This window comes from Pseudomonas sp. Van50 (genome assembly GCF_055390755.1).
In genome coordinates, this window is sequence record NZ_AP024343.1 from 2,676,108 (window position 1) to 2,698,262 (window position 22,155).

Annotated in this window: 21 protein-coding genes and 1 pseudogene; 5 read left to right on the top strand and 17 right to left on the bottom strand. The window is 60.8% G+C overall.

The features are described from left to right. Positions 1-177: 177 nt before the first annotated feature. Positions 178-1,014, bottom strand: coding sequence for an IS3 family transposase (locus tag ACZ5M5_RS11840; RefSeq protein ID WP_464737817.1), 837 nt, complete (start codon positions 1,012-1,014; stop codon positions 178-180). Continuing rightward, the gene (locus ACZ5M5_RS11845) at positions 1,011-1,268 is read right to left on the bottom strand and encodes a transposase (RefSeq protein ID WP_237140769.1); all 258 of its coding nucleotides are present in this window, start codon (positions 1,266-1,268) and stop codon (positions 1,011-1,013) included. The genes ACZ5M5_RS11840 and ACZ5M5_RS11845 overlap by 4 nt, the downstream gene beginning before the upstream one ends. A gap of 368 nt (positions 1,269-1,636) precedes the next feature. Between ACZ5M5_RS11845 and ACZ5M5_RS11850 the strand changes: the two genes are divergently transcribed. Then, positions 1,637-2,962 (top strand): ammonium transporter, encoded by a 1,326-nt coding sequence (locus tag ACZ5M5_RS11850; RefSeq protein WP_464739065.1) that lies wholly within the window; start codon positions 1,637-1,639, stop codon positions 2,960-2,962. Positions 2,963-3,015: 53 nt separating this feature from the next. Here ACZ5M5_RS11850 and ACZ5M5_RS11855 read toward each other — a convergent pair whose 3' ends face one another. The 9 genes from ACZ5M5_RS11855 to ACZ5M5_RS11895 all read right to left on the bottom strand — a co-directional run bounded on the left by ACZ5M5_RS11855 (position 3,016) and on the right by ACZ5M5_RS11895 (position 14,081). Beyond that, the gene (locus tag ACZ5M5_RS11855; RefSeq protein ID WP_464739066.1) at positions 3,016-3,939 is read right to left on the bottom strand and encodes a bifunctional 5,10-methylenetetrahydrofolate dehydrogenase/5,10-methenyltetrahydrofolate cyclohydrolase; all 924 of its coding nucleotides are present in this window, start codon (positions 3,937-3,939) and stop codon (positions 3,016-3,018) included. 95 nt (positions 3,940-4,034) lie between these two features. Then, complete coding sequence (locus ACZ5M5_RS11860; RefSeq protein ID WP_464739067.1) at positions 4,035-5,714, bottom strand: APC family permease; 1,680 nt, start codon at positions 5,712-5,714, stop codon at positions 4,035-4,037. Between the two features lie 75 nt (positions 5,715-5,789). After that, positions 5,790-8,132: a DUF1989 domain-containing protein gene (locus ACZ5M5_RS11865; RefSeq protein ID WP_464739068.1), complete on the bottom strand. Its 2,343-nt coding sequence runs from the start codon at positions 8,130-8,132 to the stop codon at positions 5,790-5,792. Between the two features lie 15 nt (positions 8,133-8,147). Beyond that, positions 8,148-9,515, bottom strand: a complete 1,368-nt coding sequence (locus ACZ5M5_RS11870) for an NAD(P)-binding domain-containing protein (RefSeq protein WP_464739069.1) — start codon at positions 9,513-9,515, stop codon at positions 8,148-8,150. Between the two features lie 39 nt (positions 9,516-9,554). Further along, positions 9,555-10,421, bottom strand: coding sequence for a formyltetrahydrofolate deformylase (gene purU, locus ACZ5M5_RS11875; protein WP_060742967.1), 867 nt, complete (start codon positions 10,419-10,421; stop codon positions 9,555-9,557). Between the two features lie 30 nt (positions 10,422-10,451). Next, positions 10,452-11,582, bottom strand: coding sequence for an aminomethyltransferase family protein (locus ACZ5M5_RS11880; RefSeq protein ID WP_464739070.1), 1,131 nt, complete (start codon positions 11,580-11,582; stop codon positions 10,452-10,454). A gap of 34 nt (positions 11,583-11,616) precedes the next feature. Then, positions 11,617-12,633, bottom strand: coding sequence for a heme-dependent oxidative N-demethylase family protein (locus tag ACZ5M5_RS11885; RefSeq protein WP_060742965.1), 1,017 nt, complete (start codon positions 12,631-12,633; stop codon positions 11,617-11,619). A 9-nt stretch (positions 12,634-12,642) separates the two neighbouring features. Further along, positions 12,643-13,572, bottom strand: a complete 930-nt coding sequence (locus tag ACZ5M5_RS11890) for a PDR/VanB family oxidoreductase (protein ID WP_103307836.1) — start codon at positions 13,570-13,572, stop codon at positions 12,643-12,645. Continuing rightward, positions 13,569-14,081, bottom strand: a complete 513-nt coding sequence (locus ACZ5M5_RS11895) for a dimethylamine monooxygenase subunit DmmA family protein (RefSeq protein WP_060742963.1) — start codon at positions 14,079-14,081, stop codon at positions 13,569-13,571. The genes ACZ5M5_RS11890 and ACZ5M5_RS11895 overlap by 4 nt, the downstream gene beginning before the upstream one ends. Positions 14,082-14,304: 223 nt before the next feature. Between ACZ5M5_RS11895 and ACZ5M5_RS11900 the strand changes: the two genes are divergently transcribed. The 3 genes from ACZ5M5_RS11900 to ACZ5M5_RS11910 are packed head-to-tail and all read left to right on the top strand — an operon-like array spanning position 14,305 to position 16,849. Continuing rightward, complete coding sequence (locus tag ACZ5M5_RS11900; protein WP_371919200.1) at positions 14,305-15,450, top strand: ATP-binding protein; 1,146 nt, start codon at positions 14,305-14,307, stop codon at positions 15,448-15,450. Then, positions 15,419-16,090 carry a response regulator gene (locus tag ACZ5M5_RS11905; protein WP_103307833.1) on the top strand — a complete coding sequence of 224 codons (672 nt, stop codon included), beginning with the start codon at positions 15,419-15,421 and terminating at the stop codon, positions 16,088-16,090. Before ACZ5M5_RS11900 ends, ACZ5M5_RS11905 begins: the two co-directional genes overlap by 32 nt. Next, a complete protein-coding gene (locus ACZ5M5_RS11910; protein ID WP_060742960.1) occupies positions 16,091-16,849 on the top strand; it encodes a PAS domain-containing protein in 759 nt (252 codons plus the stop codon). It abuts the gene before it with no gap. 40 nt (positions 16,850-16,889) lie between these two features. Here ACZ5M5_RS11910 and ACZ5M5_RS11915 read toward each other — a convergent pair. From ACZ5M5_RS11915 to ACZ5M5_RS11940, 6 genes and pseudogenes are all read right to left on the bottom strand, one after another. Beyond that, positions 16,890-17,159 (bottom strand): annotated as a pseudogene (locus ACZ5M5_RS11915) (LLM class flavin-dependent oxidoreductase); the annotation flags it as partial. A 172-nt stretch (positions 17,160-17,331) separates the two neighbouring features. Next, positions 17,332-17,913 (bottom strand): TetR/AcrR family transcriptional regulator, encoded by a 582-nt coding sequence (locus ACZ5M5_RS11920; protein WP_060742959.1) that lies wholly within the window; start codon positions 17,911-17,913, stop codon positions 17,332-17,334. Then, positions 17,900-18,748: a 3-hydroxyacyl-CoA dehydrogenase NAD-binding domain-containing protein gene (locus ACZ5M5_RS11925; RefSeq protein ID WP_207281760.1), complete on the bottom strand. Its 849-nt coding sequence runs from the start codon at positions 18,746-18,748 to the stop codon at positions 17,900-17,902. Before ACZ5M5_RS11925 ends, ACZ5M5_RS11920 begins: the two co-directional genes overlap by 14 nt. Positions 18,749-18,786: 38 nt before the next feature. Then, complete coding sequence (locus ACZ5M5_RS11930; RefSeq protein ID WP_060742957.1) at positions 18,787-19,314, bottom strand: cupin domain-containing protein; 528 nt, start codon at positions 19,312-19,314, stop codon at positions 18,787-18,789. A gap of 67 nt (positions 19,315-19,381) precedes the next feature. Next, positions 19,382-20,497 (bottom strand): alcohol dehydrogenase catalytic domain-containing protein, encoded by a 1,116-nt coding sequence (locus ACZ5M5_RS11935; RefSeq protein ID WP_060742956.1) that lies wholly within the window; start codon positions 20,495-20,497, stop codon positions 19,382-19,384. A gap of 71 nt (positions 20,498-20,568) precedes the next feature. Further along, positions 20,569-21,150: an amino acid synthesis family protein gene (locus tag ACZ5M5_RS11940; protein WP_060742955.1), complete on the bottom strand. Its 582-nt coding sequence runs from the start codon at positions 21,148-21,150 to the stop codon at positions 20,569-20,571. Positions 21,151-21,175: 25 nt separating this feature from the next. On the opposite strand from ACZ5M5_RS11940, the gene ACZ5M5_RS11945 reads away from it, so the two are divergent. Beyond that, positions 21,176-22,126, top strand: coding sequence for a fumarylacetoacetate hydrolase family protein (locus ACZ5M5_RS11945; protein WP_237140785.1), 951 nt, complete (start codon positions 21,176-21,178; stop codon positions 22,124-22,126). Positions 22,127-22,155: the final 29 nt, after the last annotated feature.

A 22,155-nucleotide genomic window follows, 5' to 3' on the forward strand; every position in this document is an offset into this window, starting at 1 on the left:
GCAAGCTCGCTCCCACAAGGGATTTGTGGCGTGCGCAATGTAAGTGAACGCCCCGAAAAATTGTGGGAGCGAGCTTGCTCGCGATGAAGGTGGCACAGCCAAAACCGACGCAAGCTGACCCACCGCTATCGCGAGCAAGCTGAACTGGTCAACTAATTTTGGACACCAGTTACGGTTTCATGCTGCCAGTTTCTCCATAGCTACCGGCGACCGGTAGTCGTTGTAGCTATGGAGTCTGACGTTGTTGTAACGCATCACATAACGCTGCACATCCACGCGGGCTTCATGCTCCGAGCTGTAGCCATCTTCTGGCACCCACTCTGACTTCAGGCTCCCAAAGAAACGCTCCATCGGGGCGTTGTCCCAGCACTCACCTTTGCGACTCATGCTTTGCAGGAGTCCATGCTTGCGCATTTCATTCCTGAATTTGTGGCTGGTGTATTGGCAGCCTTGATCGGAATGAAACAGCACCTCTTTTGGGCAACCTCGCAATTGCACCGCCATTCGCAACGCTTCGCAGGTCAGCGAGGCATCGGAAATCATTGAAAACGACCAGCCCACGATCCGGCGAGCAAACAGATCCAGCACCGCCGCGAAATACATCCAGCGCTTGCCGACCTTGATGTACGTCACATCGCCACACCACACCTGGTTGATCGCCGTGACATCAAACTTGCGCTTGAGCACGTGCGGCGCCACCAACGCTTCCACGCCGGAAGATTTGTACCTGTGCCGCCGGCGCTGACGACTGGCAACACCGGCTTCGCGCATCAAGCTGCGAGCCATATGCCGCCCGACACGATGTCCCTTTGCTTGCAGCTCCTTGGAAAGGGTGCGAGACCCCGCGGATGCTCTGGACTCCTTGTGATGCTCGACCAGCACGGCTTTAAGTTTCTCCCGCTCGGGCTTCACTTTGCCTTGGCGCTGACGCCAGGCGTAAAAGCTGCTGCGGTTGACTCCAAACGCCCGACAGCAATTGTTAACGCCGTACTGCTCGTCCAGCTCATTGATCAACGAGAATGATCTTTGGAGTCCAAAAGCAGGAGAGCACTGGCCTTTTTTAGGATTTCAATGTCCAGGTCTTTTTGCCTGAGCAACGCTTTGAGCTGCTGAATTTCACGCTGATCAGCGGTAATCGCCTTGGCGCCCACCGGGGTCGAACCCAAGCGTTCCTTGCGAACCTGATCGACCCAGCGGCGAAGCGCCGTGGGCCCAATATCCAGGCTGGCGCAGACTTCGGGAACCGACTGTCCCTCGTCCAGCACCATGCTGGCCGCTTTGAGTTTGAACTCACTGGAGTAAGATTTACGCATAACCAAAACACCTCAGATTTGGGCGCCATCATAGCGCCCGATTGAAGTGTCCAAAATCATTAGGCCAGTTCAAGCTCGCTCCCACAAGGGATTTGTGGCGTGCGCAATGTAAGTGAACGCCCCGAAAAATTGTGGGGGCGAGCTTGCTCGCGATGAAGGTGGCACAGCCAAAACCGATGCAAGTTGACCCACCGCTATCGCGAGCAGGCTCGCTCCCACAAGTCCTGTTCATGGCATTTATATTCGAGAGGCCGAAAAGGCCCGTATCTCATTCTTTATTGCTCGCTGCCCGACACCCACCTTTCTTCGCAGGAGCTTTGAACATGGTCAATCGTCTTCTCGGCAAATCCCTTCTTGGCTTATTGGCGGTCGGTGCATTTGCGCCATTGGCCCAGGCAGCCGACGCCCCCACCTTGAACACCGGCAGCACTGCCTGGATGGTTACTGCCGCGGTGCTGGTGCTGTTTATGTGTCTACCGGGTCTCGCCTTGTTTTACGGCGGTCTGGTGCGGGCGAAAAACATGCTCTCGCTGTTTACCCAGTGCTTCGGCATCGCCGGCCTGGTCGGCGTGCTGTGGGTGATCTATGGCTACAGCATGGTGGTCGACAGCACCGGCATGATTGAGGGGCAGGTGACGTTCAACAGTTTCGTCGGTGGTTTGAACCGGGCGTTTCTGGCGGGCATGACCCCGGAAAGCCTGGTCGGCGACATCCCGGAAGGCGTGTTCGTGACCTTCCAGATGACCTTCGCGATCATCACCCCGGCGCTGATTGCCGGTGCATTCGCCGAGCGCATGAAGTTCTCGGCAGCGCTGTGGTTCATGGCGTTGTGGTTCACCCTGGTGTATGCCCCAGTGGCGCATATGGTTTGGGGTGGTGCGGGCGCTTTGATGCATAACTGGGGCGTTCTCGATTTTGCCGGTGGCACTGCGGTGCATATCAATGCCGGCGTCGCTGCATTGGCGGCGTGCCTGATTCTCGGCAAGCGCAAGGGCTATCAGAACACGCCGATGCCAGCCCACAACCTGAGCCTGACCATGGCCGGCGCGGCGATGCTCTGGGTGGGCTGGTTCGGCTTCAACATCGGTTCCGGTGGCGGTCTCAATGGCACTTCGGGCATTGTCATGCTCAATACGCAACTGGGTGCCTGCGCCGGGGTTCTCGGCTGGATGTTCACCGAGTGGTTCAAGGTCGGCAAGCCGAGTGCTTTGGGCCTGGCCAGCGGTGCCTTGGCCGGTTTGGTCGGCATTACTCCGGCGTGTGCGTATGTGGGCGTCGGCGGCGCGTTGGCCATCGGTCTGCTGTGCGGGGTGTTCTGCTACTTGAGCGTCACGGTGCTGAAGCGCCGCTTCGGGTATGACGACAGCCTTGACGTGTTCGGCTTGCACGGTATCGGCGGAATGATTGGCGCGGTGTTGACCGGCGTGTTCTGCGTGCCGTCCCTGGGCGGGTTGGTGGAAGGCGTGAGCATGGGCGCTCAGGTCGTGGCGCAGATCAAGGGCGTGTTGCTGACGACGGTGTACTGCTTCGCCATCAGTTGGATCATTCTCAAGGTCATCAACGCGGTGATCGGCTTGCGCGCCGATGAGTCGGTGGAGGAGATGGGACTGGACCTGGCCGAGCACAATGAGCGTGCCTACAACCACTGATCGTTACTGTTCAACGACACGGCCCACCTTCGAGTGGGCCGTTTTCGTGGTGCTCAAATCTCAGCCAGATGGCTGGCGGATTTCTGCTCACGGGCCTGGGCCGCACGCTGCAATTGACTGGCGATCAGGGTGTTCTTCAGCAGATACGCAATGGTCATGGGCCCCACACCTCCCGGAACCGGCGTGATCGCACGGGCGACGGTGCGCGCACTGGCGTAGTCGACATCGCCCACCAGATGGCTGCCGGATTCGTCAGTAACACGATTGATTCCGACATCGATCACCACCGCTCCAGGCTTGAGCCAACTGGCATCGATCAGCCCAGGACGGCCCACTGCCGCGACGACGATATCGGCCAGTCGACACAACGCCGGGGCATCGACGCTGCGTGAGTGCACCACACTGACCGAACAGTGAGCCTGCAGCAGCAAGGTCGCCATGGGTTTGCCGACGATGTTCGAACGCCCGACGACCACGGCGTGCAAGCCGCTCACATCACCACAGGTTTCGTGCAGCAGGCGCATGCAGCCACTGGGTGTGCAGGGTGTCAGGACGTCGATGCCTTGCACCAGGCCGCCGACGTTTTCGCGATGAAAACCGTCCACCTCCTTGATCGGATCAATGGCATGGATCACCGCGCCTTCGTCGACATGGACCGGCAATGGCAACTGCACCAGGATGCCGTTCACCGTGGCATCGGCATTGAGCTGCGCAATCAGTTCCAGTATTTGCACCTGGCTGGCGGTTTCCGGCAGACGGTATTCAAGGGAGCGGATTCCGACGTCCTTGGCCCGCAGCAGTTTGTTACGCACATAGACCTCGCTGGCCGGGTCTTCACCAACGAGCAGCACGGCCAGGGCGGGGTAAATCTGCTGTCCGGCCAGGAGCAGAACCTCTTCTCGAACTTCGTCGAGAACCTGGGCAGAGATGGCTTTGCCGTCGATAACGCGGGCAAGTGCAGGGGTGGTGCTGATCAAAAGAGTCACCGTCGTTTGATTGATAGGGGCGCGAAGTGATCATCGAGGCGTCGTTGCGCCCCGATGATCCATCAGAGACCTGCTGGCAAGGGCGCTCAGGCTACCAGTTGATGGCAACCGTACACCACCAGCACACCCGCGATCAGCGTGGCATAAGGCAACCAGCCGGCGCGTTTTTGACCGGCATCGGTCTGAATGTACAGGTCGCTGAGCATCGTCTCAGGGAAGCGTCCCTTGTCCTGCACATAGTGGCGGAAGCAGAACACCGGAAGAATCAACAACGCCAGCAGCAGGCCGGTCATCAGGGTTCCCGCGCCCCAGATATCGGCGCCCAGCCCCATACATGCCAGGTTGACGAAACTCAGTACGCCACCCGCGACCAACAGCACGGTCGGGGCCTTGTACGGGCGTATCCAGTCGGGACGGTCCAGGCGATGGATCCAGCCGGCATTGAGGTTGAGGAAGTTGAAGATGATGTAGCTGACGTTGGACGCGGCGAGCACGAAGACATAGTCGGACATCAACAACAGCAGCAGGTTGAACGACAGGTCGGTCCACATCGCGGCGGTGGGCGCGCCATGTTCATTGGTGCGGCCCAGGTACTTCGGCAGCCAGCCATCCACCGACGCTTGATATAAGGTGCGCGACGAGCCGGACATCGAAGTCATGATCGCCAGCAGGGTGGCCAGGACCAGCATGATCAGGACGATGTTGGCGACCAGTTTGCCGCCGCCGATGCTGTCCGCCATGACCTGGCCGACGCCCATGCCGCTGTAGATCGCCGGCGACAACAGTCCGCTGTAGACCGCCGGTGTAACCACCGCGCCGCTGGCATCGAGCACCGCCGGGGTCACCAGTTGCCCGAGTCCCAGACTGCCTTGAAACGCCAGGGGCACCAGGGTGAACACCAGAATGCACAGCAGGCCGGCGTAAAAAATGGCCTTGAAGGTGTCACGCTTGGGGTCCTTGAATTCCCGGGTATAGCACACTGCGGTTTCGAAGCCGTAAGTGGACCACGCGGCCATGAACAGGCCTCCGGCCATCAATGACCACCCGGAAATATCCCAAGGCCCGTCGATCACTTGCCCGGCCGCATCATGGGCCAGCGGGTACAGGGGCAGGAAGTTGGCTTGGGCTGAATCCCCGGTGAACAACGGCACCACACCCACCAGCAACAGAGGAATCAGCGAGGTCACGCCAAGCACCAGGGTCAGGCGTGCCGAGCGCAAGATACCGCCATGCTGCACGGCGAACACCGTCAGTAAAATCAACAGGCCGATGGCGAACGTCGCGTTGATCCGCAGCGACAGGCCACTCTTGATCCAGCCCAGGTCAAGCAGGGTCAGTTGCCAGGTGTTGATCAGCGCATCGGCGGGAAACAGCGCGGTGAGGATGTAACCGGCTGCCAGCCCTGAACCGATCGACAGCACCGGCGACCAGGCCAGCCAGTTGCACCACACCGAGACCGGTGCGATCAGCTTGCTGTAGCGCACCCATGCGACTGCACCGTAGACCGAGGCACCACCGGATTTGTGCGGGAACAGCCCGGCGATTTCGGCATAGGTGAAGGCCTGGATGAACCCGAACAGGATCGACACGATCCAGACGATCCAGGCCGGTTTGCCTACGGTGGCGGCAATCGCTCCGATAGAGAACAGCACCAGCGCGGGCACGCCACTGGCGACCCAGAACGCCCCGCGCCAATCGATCTTGCGGTGCAAGCTGCCCACTGAGCTGGCGGCCTGCGGTACGGCCTCGAACGTAGTCGCTTCCATCTTCGTATTCCCATGTCTGAGTAGCGTGGTAGTGGGGCAGTCAAGGTCGGGTGACGCACAGGCTCGTGTGATCGATCAACTGCGTACCCGGCTCTTGTCCGGGTCGTAGAAAATCGCTGCGGTGACCGTGGCGCTGATGCGCTTCTGAAGGCCATCGACTTTGCCGATCTCAAGCGTCGTGCCGACGTCGGCGCAGGCCACGTCGACCCGGCACAGCGCGATATTGCTGGCCAGCAGCGGCGAGCGGCAGGCACTGGTGATGACCCCGACCTGGGCTCGGCCGCGGTACACCGGGTCGCCGTGGTGGGCGCCTTCATTGCCGCTCAGTTGCAGGCCCACCAGTTTGTGAGCGGGATGGGCGCTGCGCCGCAACAGCGCATCCCGGCCGATGAAATCGTCGGTTTTGCTTTTCAGCGGCACGGAAAAGCCGATACCGGCCTCGAACGGATCGGTCTGGTCGTTGAACTCGTAGCCGGCGAAAATCAGCCCGGCTTCGATGCGCAGCATGTCCAACGCTTCCAAGCCCAGCGGCACCAGGCCCAAGGGTTGGCCCAGTTGCCAGATCCGGTCCCAGACCTGCTCGGCATCCTCGGGCTGGCACCAGACTTCGTAGCCCAACTCGCCGGTGTAGCCGGTGCGCGAGATCATCAGCGGGCAGCCGTCGTAACCGTCCAGGCGGCCCACCAGGAAACGGAACCAGCCCAGGGTCTCCAGGCTCGGTTGGGTCGGTGGGGTCCAGACCATCTGTTTGAGCAGTTCACGACTCATCGGGCCCTGGACGGCCAGGTTGTGAATCTGCTCGCTGGCGGATTTGACCCAGACCTTCATGCCGAGCTTTTGCGCCTGCTCGCGTAGCCAGACCCCGGCGTAATCCTCGCCGCAGATCCAGCGGAAATTGTCCGGGCCCAGGCGCAGCAGGGTGCCGTCGTCGAGCATGCCGCCGTGTTCGTGGCACATCGCCGAGTACACCACTTGACCGACCGCCAGGCGCCGCACATCCCGGGTCAGGCAGTACTGCAGCAGGGCTTCGGCGTCGGGGCCGATGATTTCGAATTTGCGCAGGGCGGTCAGGTCCATCACTGCGACACGTTCGCGGCAACCGAGGTATTCCTCGATGGCGCCATAGCCGTCGTAGCGCAGCGGCAGCCACCAATTGCGGTAGTCGGTAAAGCTGCCGGTCAAGGCGCTGGTGCGTGAGTGGAACGCGGACTCACGGGTCAGAATCGGGTCGGCATCGGCCGTCGTTCGAGTGCTCATGGCGATGGAAAAACGCTCCTTTTCGCTGTAGATGCGGACATGGATATCGGTCGGGTTCCAGCCGTTGGCCGGGTCGATGTCATCCGGGCACGAGGTGCTGCCACACAGCAGATCGGTCATGGCCCGCAGCAGCACGTAATCGCCGGGACGCGACCAGGGCTCGTCCAACGTCATCTGCTGGTGGGCGTCGATCCCGGTATTGAAAAAGAAATTGATCGCCGGCCAGCCATTACGGGCCTTGACCCCATGGGGCGCGAGCACTCGGTTGAGGTTGTCGCTGCAGTTGTCGTGCCCGAAGTAGCCATGGCTCTCGTAATAGCGCGCGGCGCAGGCCAGGGCGAAGGAATCGTGGCGGCCGACGGTGTCACGCACCACCTCCAGCATCGGCTGCATCTGCCGGTCGAAAAACTTCGAGAACAGCCCCGGTGCCGGGTAGGCGCTGCCGTTCAGGGTGCGGGTCACGGTTTGGTCCAGGTCCAGTTCCTGGCCGCGATCCAGTGCCCTCCGGTCCAGGGCGACGAAGTCCGAGCACTGGCGGCCGGCGACGTCCAGCACCTGCACGTACTGCCCTTTGGCGACGGTGTAACTGTGGGCGGTGCCGGCGCCAATGGTGAACTCGTCAATTAATTCGCCCAACGGTTCTGGCAACGCGGGGAGTAGCAGGGGCGAGGGATTGGCCCGTGTCACCCATGACCTGAGTTCGCTAGGCCGGTATTGCCGGTCAACGGCGGTCGGTCCGGCGGGCGCCGCGATGATCACCAGTAGCTCATCGCTGGCGACGAAGTGGCGGCTGAAGTCGGCGGGGCTGTCCTCGTCCCAGAGTGACGCGGCGCTGGGCAGATGTTGCGGATCAATCCCGCGTCGGCTCAACGCCTGGCAGATGCGCCGAGCCTGCAAGGTCGGTTCGGTGAGCTGTGCGCCGATAAATCCACAGGCCGTCGAACCATTCAGTGCCCAGGCTGCCAAGGCGCTGCGACCGAGCCTGTCCACGGCCAACAATTCGCAAGGTTGCCGGCCTTCGAGATCGATCACTTGCAGGCTGTCGCCGGGCTGTAGCGCGACAAGGGTCAGGCCGCCAGCGGCCACCCGATAGCGCTCCAGGGCCGGGGCCCGGGCAAAGAGTCCGGGCTCCCGTGGGCTGGAAACACGAGGTGCGTTCATGGTGAGGCTCCCGGGTCAACCGATCGACTTGACGGACATCGGCGGTTCAGCGAGGTACGCCGCCATGGAGTCGTCAAGGGCATGCAGCCAGGGCGTGTGGTGGGGTGGCGACTGGGTACCAGTCATCAGCGATCGGTAGGACTTGTCGCGGTAACCCATGATGTTGTGGGCCTTGTCGTGCTTCCAGTGCAGGAAGGTGTCGTTGACCGCGGCGATATCGAAGTTCGGGTAGTCGGTGGCGTCCACCAGTTGCTGGATATAGGCGCCCTGGTATTCGAACATCTGCTGATTGGTTTCAAGCTGCTGTTCACGGGCATGCCATTGCTGACTATCGGCGGCCCTTTGTGCCTGGTCGGGTAGGGCGATGCGTTGCAGGATCACGTCGCGGGCGTACCAGGCCTGGGCGTCGAACATGTTGAACGAGTACCACTGGTCCTGCATGCCGAGGTAGATCAGCTGCGGGTTGGGCTCCCAGAAAATGCCCTTGTACAGGTTCATCGGCCATAGCCGGTTGTCAGTCTTGAGGCGCAATTCGTCCGGCAGGAAGGGGAAGTGATGTTTGTAGCCGGTGCACAGGATCACCGCATCGATGTGCTTGTGGGTGCCGTCGATAAAGTACGCGCGATTTTTTTCCAGGCGCTGAAGCAGCGGTTTTTCTTCCCAGTTGGCCGGCCAGTCATAGCCCATGGGGGCGGTGCGGTAGCAACTGGTGATGCTGCGGGCGCCATATTTGTAGCACTGGGAGCCGATGTCTTCGGCAGAATAGCTGCTGCCGACGATCAGCAGATCTTTGCCCTTGAATTCCAGCGCATCGCGGAAATCATGGGCGTGCAGGATGCGCCCGCCGAACTGCTCGAATCCGGGGAAGTACGGCATCATCGGCGTCGAAAAGTGCCCGCAGGCGTTGATCACATAGTCGAACTCTTCCGAGGTCTGGGTATCGCTGCCATGGTCGTGGGCGACCACCGTGAAGCGGCGAGTCTCTTCGTCAAAGGTGACCTGGCGCACCACGTTGTTGAAACGTATGTAGTCGCGAACCCCGGCTTTTTCTACGCGGCCCTTGATGTAGTCCCAGAGCACCTCCCGTGGCGGGTAGGAGCCGATGGGACGGCCAAAATGTTCTTCGAAGGTGTAGTCGGCGAACTCCAGGCATTCCTTCGGGCCGTTCGACCACAAGTAGCGGTACATGCTGCCGTGCACCGGCTCGCCGTTTTCATCCAGACCGGTGCGCCAGGTGTAATTCCACATGCCGCCCCAGTCTTGCTGTTTTTCATAGCAGACCAGTTCCGGGATGGCCGTTCCCTGGTCCCTGGCCGATTGAAATGCCCGCAGTTGAGCCATGCCGCAAGGGCCGGCGCCGATGATTGCTACACGTGTGGTCATGGTCGTTTCTCGTGGCTGTGATTCGGAAAAAGGGCTCGCTCAGCGAAAAATCACCGTCTTGTCCTGGTTGATGAATACCCGGTGTTCCAGGTGGTATTTCAGGGCTTTGGAAAGGGCGACGGTTTCGGTGTCGCGGCCGATGGCAACCAGCGAATCAGGCAGGTGGGTGTGGTCGACGCGCTGGATTTCCTGCTCGATGATGGGGCCCTCGTCGAGGTCGCTGGTGACGTAGTGGGCGGTGGCGCCGATCAACTTCACGCCACGGTCGTAGGCCTGGTGATAGGGCTTGGCGCCCTTGAAACCGGGCAGGAACGAGTGATGGATGTTGATGGCCCGGCCGGACAGCTGCTGACACAGGCCGTCGGACAGAATCTGCATGTAGCGGGCGAGCACCACCAGATCGGTCTGAGTGTCCTCGACGATGCGCATCAACTCGGCTTCCTGGCTGGCCTTGCTGTCCTTGGTGATCGGCAGGTAGATGAAGCGAATGCCTTCGCGTTCGGCCATGGCTCGCAGGTCCAGGTGGTTGGAGACCACTGCGGTGATGTGCATGTCCATCTCGCCTTTGCGGTGGCGGTACAGCAGGTCAGTCAGGCAGTGGTCGAACTTGCTGACCATCAGCAGCACCCGGGTCGGTTGACTGCTGCAGAACAGCTGCCACTGCATGTCGAAGCCGCCGGCCAGGTTGCCCAGACCTTTGCGTAGAGCGTCGACATCGCCGGTTACGCCGGTGTTGAAACGAAACACCGCGCGCATGAAAAACTGCCCGGTGAACTCGTCGTCGAATTGCGCCAGCTCGCTGATGTAGCATTGCTGTCCGGCCAGGCAGGTGGTGATCGCGGCAACGATGCCGGACGCTGCCGGGCAGTTGATCTTGAGAATGTAATGTTCGCTGGAAGTGTCCATCGAAGGTCCCTTGGATAAAGTGTTGGAGGCTCAGCCCTTGGCCGTGCGCTTGGTTTTTTCCGGGTCGTCGAAGGGCAGGGCGTGGGTCACGGCGGCGCTTTCCTGGCTGCCGCGCACCTGCAGGGCAACGCCTGGACTCGAGCAGGCGACGCTCATCCGGGCGATGGCCATGGAGCGCTTGCTCAGGCGCGAATACATGCCGCAGGTGATCACCCCGACTTGCTGGTTGCCTTGCCACAAGGTGTCCCCGGCCTCCGCAGCGCGGACGCCTTCGAGCAACACGCCGGTGATCTTGAAGCGCTCCTGGCCGCGCAACCGGAAGTGCTCTTCGGCGCCACGGAATTCGCGCTTGTCCGGGGACACGGTGAAATCCAGGCCCATTTCCCACAGGGTGTCGCCAGCCTTCTGATCGGCGAAGGGGTACATCTGCGAGTTGTCGTAGGGGAAAAACATCAGCGAGCTTTCCACCCGCAACCAGTCCAGGGCGGTAAAGGCGCAAGGGATGATGCCCAGGCCGGCGCCTTGTTCGAGGATCGTGTCCCACAGCGCCGGGGCATCGGCGGCCTTGCAGAAGATCTCGTAGCCGCGCTCGCCGGTGTAACCGGTGCGAGAAATCATCACCGGGCGATCGAACAGGCGGGTTTGCAGGTGATGGAAATAGGGCAGCTGACGGATTCCGGGGACGTGCTCGGCGAGAAAATCCACCGCCAGCGGCCCTTGCAGTGACAGATCGTGCAAGTCGTCATCGAACAGCACCGCCACCTGGCGACCCTGAGATGAACGCACCAGCATTTCGTGGCCACTGCCGGCACCGTGGACCACCATGAAAGCGTTGGGGCCGGTGCGATAGACGATGCAGTCATCGACGAATTTTCCGTCCTCGTCGAGCATCGAGGTATACACCGACTTGCCGGGGTAGAGCTTGGCGATGTCGCGGGTGGTGGCCCACTGCAGCAGGCTCTCGGCGTGGGGGCCGACGTAGTGGACTTTTTTCAGCCCGGACACGTCCATCAGCCCGGCCCGGGTGCGGATTGCCTGATGGTGATCGGCCAGATCGCTGTCGTAGGTCCAGGCAGTGCCCATGCCGTTCCAGTCTTCCAGGTTCGAGCCGAGTGCGCGGTGCCGTTCGGCCAGCGCGGAAATACGCCATGAATGCGTCATGTGAAGATCCTTGTCGGGAAAAGTAGGTGAGGGGTCAGGCTTGCGGGTCGAAGCGGCTCAGCCACTCCACCAGGGTCTGTCGATAACGACTCATGCCCTTGTAGTCGGCGATCGGCTCGGGCAGGTCGCGCAGCACACGGTGCAGGCGGCAGCCCCAGCCGGGCTGGGTGACCAGTTCCTGCATGCTGATCAGGTAGGTGCGGATGCTGAACATCACCGCGTTGCTGCGCGGCAGACGAGCCATCACTTGCAACTCGACCCGCAGGTGAACCTGTTGCCCGACGTTTTCGGCGCTGATGCGGCCGCGGTCGGCGCCCCATTCATGGAAAGTCTCGGGGGAGGAGTCCAGGCGCGGATTGATCGTCAGTGTCCAGTTCAGGCGCCGCACCGGCTGCCCCGTTTGCAGGTTGAGCAGGTACTTCAGCGCGCGGTCGAAGATGCCCATCTGGTGGGCCATGGGCACCGGTGAATGCCATTGCTTGAAACTCATGCCGGCGTCGAAGGCCAGGGACCAGTCGGCCGGGCTGGTGACCAGGCCGGCGTCCATGTACAGATCGCCGTCGCGTTGATCGAGGAGGGCGAAGTCCCCCTGTACCTGTCGGCCAATGAACTCCAACGGTTCGCAGGGCAGGCTGGTGGCATCCCCGAACACAAAGTGCTGATCGATGTTCAGCAGCGTGTTGCGCCAATGCCAGCGATCACCGTCACGCACCAGCGAGAACCACTGCGGATAATCCGCGGCGAGATGTTCCATGAGCATCTGCAACGCATCCCAGGCTGCCACTTGCATGTGCGGCATCACCAGGTAACGGCGCGGATCCTTGTCCAGTACCAGGGCGCGTTCAGCCATTTCCGAACGGTAGTGTTCGTCGATGTCGAACCCGTGTTGGTAAACCGAGCCTGGGTCCCGCGAAATCGCCGGTTCGATGTTCACCGAGTACAGGTAGCTGTCCTCGGTGAAGGGGAAGGGAAAACGGCGGATGGCCGTAGGGCTGTTGCGAAAACTGAAGTCGTCTCGGTAACTCTGCAGGGGGCTTGATTGAATGGTCATGGTCGACTCCTAAAGATCCAGCGAAACGCAAGGGCCGCAGCCGCGGGAGACACAAGGCATGAGAAAGTCAGCCTGCTCGGCGGAGCTCAGGAAACTGTCGCGGTGTTCGATGTCGCCGGCCACATGGCGGGTGATGCATTGGCCACAGACGCCGCCACGGCACAGATTGGGGATCTGCAGTCCGGCGGACTCCAGGGCTTCGAGCAGGCTTTGTTCGGCGCCGACGCGTAAGCGCTGGCCGCTGCGCAGCAGTTCCAGGTCGAAGGGTTGGCCCGGTTGTGCGGCATTGAAGGCTTCCCAATGCACCCGGCCCGGCGGCCAGCCAAGGGCCCTGGCCTGTTGCCGAACCGCATCGAGCAACGGTTGCGGACCACAGGTGTAAACGTGGCTGCCCAGTGGTCGATCGCGCAGGATCCGGCTCAGGTCCGGGCGGCTGGCGTAGGTGTGCAGACGTGATCCCAGCCGTTGTTGCAACGCCTCGACATAGGCATCGCTCAGGCCAGGACGACAGAGGTAGTGCAATTCGAAGTGAGCCTGGCGTTGTTCAAGGGCCGCGATGTAGGTCATGAACGGCGTGATGCCGATGCCTCCGGCGATCAGGATGTGCAGGCTGGCGGTCGAGTGCAGGGCGAACAGATTGGCTGGCGGCGAAATCTGCAGCCTGTCCCCGACCTGGACCTGCCGATGCAGGTAATGCGAGCCGCCGCGGGAGGCCTCCTGCAGGCGTACAGCGATGCGGTAATGCTGGCTGTCCGCCGGGTCGCTGGTGAGTGAATAGGCATTGCGCAGCTTGCCTTCGGCCAGTGGCAGGTGGACCTGCACATGACTGCCGGGAGAGAAAGCCGGCAGCGGCCCGGCGCACGCCTGCAGGGTGAGTTCGCGCACCACTGGGGTAAGCATTCTCGCTGCGCTGACCCGCACTTCGATGGCGGCGCTCATGACCGGACTCCGCCATAAGGCTGGTCGGGGTTGGTGCAGACGCCGAGGTACGCCCCGAGGCGGCGGGAGAAATGTTCGCGGACTTCCAGCCCTACGTCGCAACCGAGGCAAGTCAGCAGCGCCTCTGGCCCGGCGACCTGCGTCAGGCCGCAGTGCACGCAATACACCCGGCGCGCACCGGCAATCGTGCGGGTGATGTCGATCTCGTCATCTTCCATTCCGGCGCTGCGGGCCTCGCCGTGGATGCGCCAGATAAAGGCCTCGTCGCCCATGATGTAGAGATGGCTGCCGACGGTCGCGCCAACCAGCACCTGATGCAGGCGCCGGGAAAAGTCGGCGCTCTCGCCATCCAGCACCAAGGGTTGTTCCAGTTCCCCGGCAAAGGGCGAGCAGGCGGCCGCCGATTGCATGACCACGATGTGCCGGGTGGCGCTTTCACGAGGCAGCGGCTGGCGATAGCGCGGGAGGCTGTGAAGTCGGTCCGGGGCGGCGCTGTGTCTATCCGTCATGAGGATTTTCCTGGCTGATCCGCGTCTGTCGAAGCGCGAGAAAGGTGGCGTTGGATTGGGCGTTTGTTTCCTGTTGGGGAAGATACTTTCCTATGGGGAAAATCTTCTCAATCCGGAAAAAGGGCTATGTCTTTGGAGATAAGCCCTGCGCAACGCTTGTTCGGGGCATGGAAGTTGCTGGTCTTTACTCATGGCTGAGCAACCGGACGGGGAGTTATCGAGAGTGCGAACACGACCGCAGTGGTGGCCGCTCTGGTTGGGGCGTATCCGCCCCGAGCAGGCGCGCAGCGTGCGCAAACTGCTGGCCGGGTTGCCCTTGTGTCAGGTGCACGCTGACGGTGCCTTGTCGGGTTTTCTGGATCGTTTCGAAGCGCTGCTGCCAACCTGCAGACTGAATCTGATCCTCGACGGCGAAGACCTGGGGCCGGCACGGCGCGGATTGCTCGAGGGCTGTCAGGACGTTGCGCGTTGCCCCTGGCGTGACTCGACACTGCCGGATGCGGCTCAGGCCTGTGGGTCTTGCCGGCAACGGGGCGTGCATCGACTGCTGTGTGCCTTGCCGCATAGCGACGATTCGAGCAAAGGGGTGTTGTTGCTCGATACCCCACATCCGGTCCACGCAAGCTGGCGCCAGTTGGTGGAGGAGGCGGCGCAGGCGGTCTGCGTCACGGTGCGCTTGCGCGGCTACACCCGTGAACAACAGCGCAAACAGGCTACATCCCGGCACGGCGCCCTGGCCCGCGAGCTGCATGATTCGGTGGCTCAGCAGTTGGGCTACCTATCGTTCCAGGCGCGTTCGCTGCAGTCGCAGTTGGGCGAGCCCGCGCAGGCCAGCGCCGTATTGCAGGAACTGTGCGGCGGCTTGAGTCAGCTGCAGCGTCAGGTGCGCGAGCTGATCACCAGCGCTCGTCTGACCATGGACGGGCGTTCGCTGCGCCAGGCGCTTGCCGATTCTATCGCCGAGTTCTCGCGACGCTGCATCATCGTTTTTGAACTGGACAATCGCCTGGCTGATGACGCTTTGAGCCCGGAAACCGAATTACAGATTCTGCAGATCATTCGCGAGGCACTGGCCAATGCGGTACGCCATTCCCATGCGCGGCATGTGCGCATCGAGTTGCGGCAGAACCAAGACGGTGATGCTTCTGTTTCGGTGGAGGATGACGGCATCGGACTGAGCCCGGCCTCAGGGGAGGAAAATCATTTCGGCCTGGCGATTATCCGCGAGCGCGCCGCGAGCATCGGCGCCCGACTGACCATTGAGGCGATCCGCCCGCACGGGGTCCGCGTACACCTTGGACTTCGCCGTCACCAAGACCTGCCACAGGGGAGTTTCGATGGACTGCACGACCTTATTACTGATCGATGATCACCCGTTGTTCCGCAAGGGACTGGCACAGCTGTTCGGTGCCAGCGACGACTTCGAAGTGGTGGGGCAGGCCGCCAGTGGCCGCGAAGGCATCAACCTGGCCGTGAGCCTGGCGCCGCAGCAGGTTTTGCTTGATCTGCACATGCCCGGTTTGAGCGGTTTGCAGGTGCTCGACGAACTGCGTCAGTTGCGCCTCGATTGCCAGGTGGTGGTGCTCACCGCATCGATGGATCGCGCCGAACTGTTGACCGCCCTGCGCCTGGGGGCCAGTGGTTATGTGCTCAAGGAAACCGAGCCTGATGCGTTGTTGGACTACATGCGCAATTGCCACAAGGGGGCGATCGTTCTGGATTCAACCCTGATTGCGCTGCTGGCCGATCAGGGCGAGTCGATGACCCGGCCTGCGTACGATTCGGCCCCGCTCGACACCGGCAACCTGACCGAGCGCGAGGGGCAGACCCTGGCCCTGATCGCCGCTGGCATGAGCAATAAACAGATCGGCCGGGAACTGGGGATCAGCGATGGCACGGTCAAAATCTATGTGAGAAATCTGTTGCAGAAGCTCAACCTGCACTCGCGCCTGGAGCTGGCGGCGTGGGTGCACAACGGCACATCGATGAGACACGAGGAGCGTCATTAGATGATGGAACAGGCCGAGGCATTTGGGCAGACACTGCCCTTGCACCTGATGGATCGCTTTCCGGCGGCGTTGCTCCAGTTGAGCGATAACGGACAGATCGTCCATTTCAATCTGGCCTGGGTCGAGCTGATGGATCTGCCGGGTACGGAACGTAACCTCATCGACTATGTGCATCACGAAGACCGTTCGTTGTGGCGCCAGGCGCTGCATGAATTGCGTCGGCGTCCTGAAACCTCGTTCAACCAGCGGTTGCGGTTTGTTCACCCTTCCGGGGAACTGCGCTGGTTCGACATCAGCCTGAAGCGCGGGTCTCAGGGTTTTTATCTGGTGGCCGGCGACATCACTGCGCACAAGCGGCGCGAGATTGCCTTGCAGGCCAGCCAGCGTAGCAGCATGAGCTTGCTCGACAGCATGCCGGGGCTGATCTATCGCGGCCGCAACAACCGCGACTGGACCATGGAATTCGTCAGTGCCGGTTGCCTGCAACTGACCGGATATCCACCGGAGCGGCTGTTGGACAACCATGAATTCACCTACAACAGCCTGATTCTGGCCCAGGATGCCGATTACGTCTGGCGCGAGGTGCAATATGCCTTGTCACGGCAGGAGCCGTTCGAACTCAATTACCGGATTCGCTGCGCTGATCAATCGATCAAGCATGTCTGGGAAAAGGGCGTCGGGATCTATGCCGATACCCGCGAAGTGCTGGGTATCGAGGGGGCGATTTTCGAGCGCAGCATGGATCGGCGAGGACGCTGAATACACCATTGCGCGAGGGAATAACGCCGGGAATCGCACCCGGCGTGACCATCACGTTGCAGCCATTGGCGACGGCGAAGTTGTGCGAGTCCGGGGCGCGGGCGGCGATCCACATCGGCGGGTGAGGTTTGCTGATCGGCTTGGGCACGCTGGTGGACGTGGGGAATTTCCAGATCTCACCGTCATGGGCGTAGTCGCCTTGCCACAGGGCGCGCACCACCGGGACCATTTCCCGCAGGGCCTGGCCACCGGAGGAGGCCGGCATGCGGTCGAACTCTACCTGATAGGCGCCACGGGCCAGACCGACTTCCGCGCAATAACAGCGGCCAGTGCCTGATCAGTCGGATGCCATGTAATATTGAAAGTTTCGTGATCCGGCAAGCGATGTCAACTTCTGGCCGATCAGATGTTTCCAGTCCTGCTCGAGCCAAATGCTGTACTGCCAGTGGAATGTCGACCTCGTGCAAGTCGACATGTACAGACTAAGGTGCCGAACACTCCTGCACAGCCCCCCTTATCAGCCGCTCGACCAGATGGGTATAAGCCTCATCAGTCAACGAGCGTTCCTCAAGCCAATCCGGCAGGCAGTTGAGAAGTCGCGTGATGATGGGCCCGGCTGCCGTAACTGTTTCGTGCGCGCTGAACGTATCGCTGAACACCGCGCGCAGAAACGCATGCTCATATCTGCCGCGTTTGAGGATGATGTGTTGCTTCTGGGCGGTATCAAGATAGGCGAAACCCTGTAACGCCAGCCGAAAATGCAGGGGCCGCTCACGGTGCAGGCGCAGGTGGGCGGCAATCAGGTTCGACAGTGGTCGAGGTCCAGCGGTGCGTTGCCGCACAGGTTGCTGGACCAACAGGTGGAGTTCTTCGTAGAACTCTTCGATCAGGTCGAACAACAGGGCTTGTTTGCTGGGGAAATGGTTGTACAGCGAGCCAGGGGCGATACCCACATGGCGAGCCAGTTCGCGCATGCTGACCTGTCCGAATCCCTTGCTGACGAAAAGCTCCAGGGCCCGTTCTCGGATCGTGTCATACCCGCCGCAAGTTTCAGTTGTAGACATGAAAGCCACGTCCGGATTTTTTGCCTAGCAATCCTGCTGCGACCATCTCTTTGAGCAGCGGGGCAGGTCGGTATTTCGGATCGCCAAAACCTGTTTGCAGGTTGTCCAGAATTCCCAGCACGGTATCCAGGCCAATGAGGTCAGCCAATGCGAGCGGCCCGATCGGTTGGTTGCAGCCCAGGCGCATGCTGGCGTCGATTGCTTGGGCATCGCCGTTTTCCTGAAGGACGAAAATCGCTTCATTGATCATCGGAATGAGGATTCGATTGACCATGAAGCCCGGGCGATTCTGTGTGTGGATCGCGGTCTTGCCCAACTGTTCGATCAGTGCCCCGGCGGTGGAACAGGTTGCGTCGCTGGTTTGTAAGCCACGGATCAGCTCCACCAGGCCCATGATCGGCACAGGGTTGAAGAAGTGAATCCCCATGAAGCGTTCCGGGTGTTTGATACTCGCCGCCAATTCGGTAATCGATAGCGATGAGGTGTTGCTGGCGATCAGGCAATCCAGGCGAGCGTGGGTGTCGACCTGCTGCAAGATCTTGCGCTTGAGTAACAAGTCCTCCGTGGCCGCTTCGATCACTACGTCCATTTGATCCAGGTCGGTGTAATGGGTCGAGGTATGGATACGTTGCAGGGTCTCAATGGCTTGCGCAGGGAGGAGTGTCCCTTTTTCAACTTGCCGGTCCAGGTTTTTTTGCACGATTTGCAGGCCCCGGCCGAGCGCCTGTTCATGGATATCGATGAGCAATAACGTATGGCCGGCTGCCGCACAGGTTTGGGCGATTCCACTGCCCATTGTGCCGGCGCCAATCACTGCAATGTGCTGCAGGGTCATGTTGAGCACCTAAGGTTCGGTGGGAGAGTGTGTGTCGACTAGTCACGCTTCGTGCCGATCATCACGAACAGCGCGCGGGCGATTTGATCGCTCTTGTTACGCCAGGCGTGCCGGGTTCCACGCTGGATGACAACCTCGCCGGGCCGGATCAGTTTTTGTTCGCCATTGTCCAGCTCCAGCCAGAGTTCGCCCTGGAGCAGGATGCCGTAGTCGATGGTCGGCGTCGTGTGCATGCCCGGATGGTCCGGTTCGAAGCATTCGAACAAGCCGGGCAGGGCGCCGCCCAATTCCTCGATCATCTGTCCGACATCCGTCGGGTTCTGCATCACGGTGTCCGGCGGAAAATCATAGATTGCCAGACTGGTTTCGCCTGGCCCAGGCACCAGGGAAGGGTGCCCCAGGGTGGGGTCCTGCTGCGCGCCGGCCGTTGAACCGGTGGACCACAGGTGCGCCATGGCATGGCCGGGAATGGACTCAAAGGCACAAGACCGCGGGGCCGAATCATCGCTGATGAATACGGATTGGCCTGTGGCATCCAGGCCGGTGACGACTCTTCGAATTTTCATGGCATTCCCTGGGTTCGTGGGCGGGCATCAGGGTGCCCGCCGTTGTGTTGAACGGGTTTCGTTAATGTCAGGGGCAGATCACGTAGTTGCTGAAGCCACCCTGGCGATTTTCGATACCGGTAATCGCGTCGTTCACCTTTTCCAGGCTGAAGGCCGTGTTTTCGAAGAATGAAAGATCCAGCGTTCCAGACTCCACCATGTCCGCCATGGCTTGTCCTTGACCTGTGGTGAACCAGGCCGAGCCGCTGATCTGGATGTCGTTGTCCATGATCCAGTGCAGATCGATGGGGACCTCACCTGCGATAGCACCGATATTGACCAGGTGACCGCCGCGGTGAATGGATTTGAGGGCTTGGGTCAGGGTCTCGTGAGGGGCGCCTGGGCCCAGGGCATCGATCACCACATCGACACCTTCACCGTGTGTCACTTCATTGACCCACTCATTGGTTGGCAGTGTGCCCAGGGTATGGATCTCAATCCGGCCTGGCGCGGCGAGGTCTTTCACGCGTTGGAAGAGCTCCGCGTTGCGAGCTGTGCCGAGGATCTTGCGAACGCCCATCGCCAGGGCCAGTGCGACAGCGCCCAGGCCGAGTGTGCCACTGATGCCGTTGATCAGCAGGACGGTGCCAGGCCCGACATTGGCCTTGAGCATCGCCTTGTAGGCGGTACCCAGGTAGCCCAGTCGCGCGGCAGTCTCGAAGCTGAGGTTATCGGGCAGTTTCACCAGGCTGTATTGCGGCGCAGGGATGTACTCGCAAAGACCGCCGTAGGGATAGTCTTCGAACATGCGCGGGCTTTTTGGCGTGAAGCCGAAATAGCCATTGAAGGTGTAGGCCGTGCAGGCGATGGTATTGCCCGCACGACAAGCTCGACACGAACCACAGTGGCGGCCCGGATTGACGTAGACCCGGTCTCCGACCTTGAAGTCGTAGACCTGTTCGCCTACGGCCTCGATGATCCCTGTGGGGTCGAGGCCAAAAGTCGCCGGCAGTTTCGGCAGGGGATTTTGCGGGAACCACTTGACCCAGTTTGTCAGGATGTTGTGGAGGTTGGGGACGATCCCGCATGCCTTGATCTTGACGAGCACTTCAGTTGGACGAATGCCCGGTACGGGCAACTGCTCGATGACCATGGGTTTGCCGCCTTCATACAGGCGTGCGGCGCGCATCGTTTTTGCAGTCATGATGTTCTCCGATACTCATATTATTTTTGTCGTAGTGCGTAATCGTGGAGCGACACTTCAAAACCTTGGCGTCAACGTAAGCCGTCTTCACCTCTCACGTCGGCGACCGCCAGGCCGCCCAGTCGCGAATGGATCCTGCCGCCTGTAGCCATGGCCAGGCCGAAAGCGATTTCCCCGCGGCGGGGGCCGTCCCATACCGTCATTTCCGCCACACCAAAATGACTGCGGACATAGGCTGCCTGGATATGCCCCAGCGGAATCATCACCCGGCAACCAGGACCACCGATAGTCTTGCCTGCTGGAACGATGGCCTTGGGGTTGCCCAGTGCCTCACGCATGGCCCAGCCACCGGCTTCGTGCCAGACCGCTCCGTGTTCCAGCTCGCCGTCTTCACCGACAATCGCGCCCTTGCCATAAGCCTGCACTTGCGCGGCGCCGCCCAGTGCCTGGATCAATTGCTCCGACAGTTGTGCGCCTAAACCCCTGAGCTCCTGCATGAATGGCAGCAGGTCTTCTTCATACCTGCCGGCGTAGGGATTGGTGACCACCGCGGTGGCGACCGCAATGCGTAACGGCGTTGATGTACGGGGGCCTCCCTCGTGGAATATTTCTTCGATGTCCAGTTTGATCTTACGAACCATCACCAGCGACATGCTTGCCTCCAGAACCAGGAGCCTCATGGGGCTCATTATTTTTTTTCGCGACCTTTTGCATTATGCATTTAATGATGTATGGTGCAAGAAATTAGTTTTTATGCACAAAAAACAGGAGAAGAACATGAAGCTGATTTCGTACCGCAAAGAAGGGAGGGCCCATTTTGGCGTCGTGTCAGGTGATGGGGTGGTCGAGCTGACACGTCGTTTTGCGCAGGTTCCGGACCTCGCCACCTTTCTGGCCAATCGACTGCTGGTACAGGAGGCACGCAAGATCGTCGAGACCGCCCAGGCCGATTATTCGTTTTCCAGCATTCAACTGGAGGCCGTCATACCGAATCCCGGCAAGGTTATCTGTGTGGGCATCAACTATGTGGCTCATGCTGAAGAGGCCGGCCGGAAGGTCGGGGAGTTTCCGGTGATATTCCAGCGATTTGCCGAAACGCTACTGCCCCACGGCGAACCACTGGTCAGGCCAAAAGTCTCGGAGCAGTTCGACTTCGAAGCTGAACTGGCCGTCGTCATTGGGAAAGGTGGCGCGCACATCGATCCGGCCGATGCCATGGACCATGTGGCGGGCTACACCTGTTTCAACGATGCTAGCGTGCGGGATTGGCAGTTCCATACGCACCAGTACGGCATGGGCAAGACGTTCAGAAAAACTGGCGCACTGGGCCCTTGGATCATTCCAGCGTCGGAAATTTCCGATTACCGTACGCTGGTGGTACGGGGCATTCTTAACGGTGAGCAACTGCAGGAAGGCAGCCTCTCGGAGCTGGCTTTCGACATTCCACATTTGATCTCCTACGTGTCCAAGGCGCTGCCATGGAACCCGGGCGACATTCTGGCAACCGGCACGCCGAGCGGGATCGGCTTCAAGCGCAAACCGCCGATTTTCTTGAAACCCGGTGATGTGTTCGAGGTGGTCATCACTGAAATCGGGACCCTATCGAACGGCGTCATTGACGAAGCCTGAGCGTTGTCCTCTACACAATCATAAAAATT

What these genes read in the sequence shown, in the direction of transcription:
- ACZ5M5_RS11845 (WP_237140769.1), bottom strand. Translation starts at nt 1,268, where the DNA reads ATGGTGCTGGACGAGGGACAGTCGGTTCCCGAAGTCTGCGCCAGCCTG.
- ACZ5M5_RS11850 (WP_464739065.1), top strand. Translation starts at nt 1,637, where the DNA reads ATGGTCAATCGTCTTCTCGGCAAATCCCTTCTTGGCTTATTGGCGGTC.
- ACZ5M5_RS11860 (WP_464739067.1), bottom strand. Translation starts at nt 5,714, where the DNA reads ATGGAAGCGACTACGTTCGAGGCCGTACCGCAGGCCGCCAGCTCAGTG.
- ACZ5M5_RS11865 (WP_464739068.1), bottom strand. Translation starts at nt 8,132, where the DNA reads ATGAACGCACCTCGTGTTTCCAGCCCACGGGAGCCCGGACTCTTTGCC.
- ACZ5M5_RS11870 (WP_464739069.1), bottom strand. Translation starts at nt 9,515, where the DNA reads ATGACCACACGTGTAGCAATCATCGGCGCCGGCCCTTGCGGCATGGCT.
- purU (WP_060742967.1), bottom strand. Translation starts at nt 10,421, where the DNA reads ATGGACACTTCCAGCGAACATTACATTCTCAAGATCAACTGCCCGGCA.
- ACZ5M5_RS11880 (WP_464739070.1), bottom strand. Translation starts at nt 11,582, where the DNA reads ATGACGCATTCATGGCGTATTTCCGCGCTGGCCGAACGGCACCGCGCA.
- ACZ5M5_RS11885 (WP_060742965.1), bottom strand. Translation starts at nt 12,633, where the DNA reads ATGACCATTCAATCAAGCCCCCTGCAGAGTTACCGAGACGACTTCAGT.
- ACZ5M5_RS11890 (WP_103307836.1), bottom strand. Translation starts at nt 13,572, where the DNA reads ATGAGCGCCGCCATCGAAGTGCGGGTCAGCGCAGCGAGAATGCTTACC.
- ACZ5M5_RS11895 (WP_060742963.1), bottom strand. Translation starts at nt 14,081, where the DNA reads ATGACGGATAGACACAGCGCCGCCCCGGACCGACTTCACAGCCTCCCG.
- ACZ5M5_RS11905 (WP_103307833.1), top strand. Translation starts at nt 15,419, where the DNA reads ATGGACTGCACGACCTTATTACTGATCGATGATCACCCGTTGTTCCGC.
- ACZ5M5_RS11910 (WP_060742960.1), top strand. Translation starts at nt 16,091, where the DNA reads ATGATGGAACAGGCCGAGGCATTTGGGCAGACACTGCCCTTGCACCTG.
- ACZ5M5_RS11920 (WP_060742959.1), bottom strand. Translation starts at nt 17,913, where the DNA reads ATGTCTACAACTGAAACTTGCGGCGGGTATGACACGATCCGAGAACGG.
- ACZ5M5_RS11925 (WP_207281760.1), bottom strand. Translation starts at nt 18,748, where the DNA reads ATGACCCTGCAGCACATTGCAGTGATTGGCGCCGGCACAATGGGCAGT.
- ACZ5M5_RS11930 (WP_060742957.1), bottom strand. Translation starts at nt 19,314, where the DNA reads ATGAAAATTCGAAGAGTCGTCACCGGCCTGGATGCCACAGGCCAATCC.
- ACZ5M5_RS11935 (WP_060742956.1), bottom strand. Translation starts at nt 20,497, where the DNA reads ATGACTGCAAAAACGATGCGCGCCGCACGCCTGTATGAAGGCGGCAAA.
- ACZ5M5_RS11940 (WP_060742955.1), bottom strand. Translation starts at nt 21,150, where the DNA reads ATGTCGCTGGTGATGGTTCGTAAGATCAAACTGGACATCGAAGAAATA.
- ACZ5M5_RS11945 (WP_237140785.1), top strand. Translation starts at nt 21,176, where the DNA reads ATGGGGCTCATTATTTTTTTTCGCGACCTTTTGCATTATGCATTTAAT.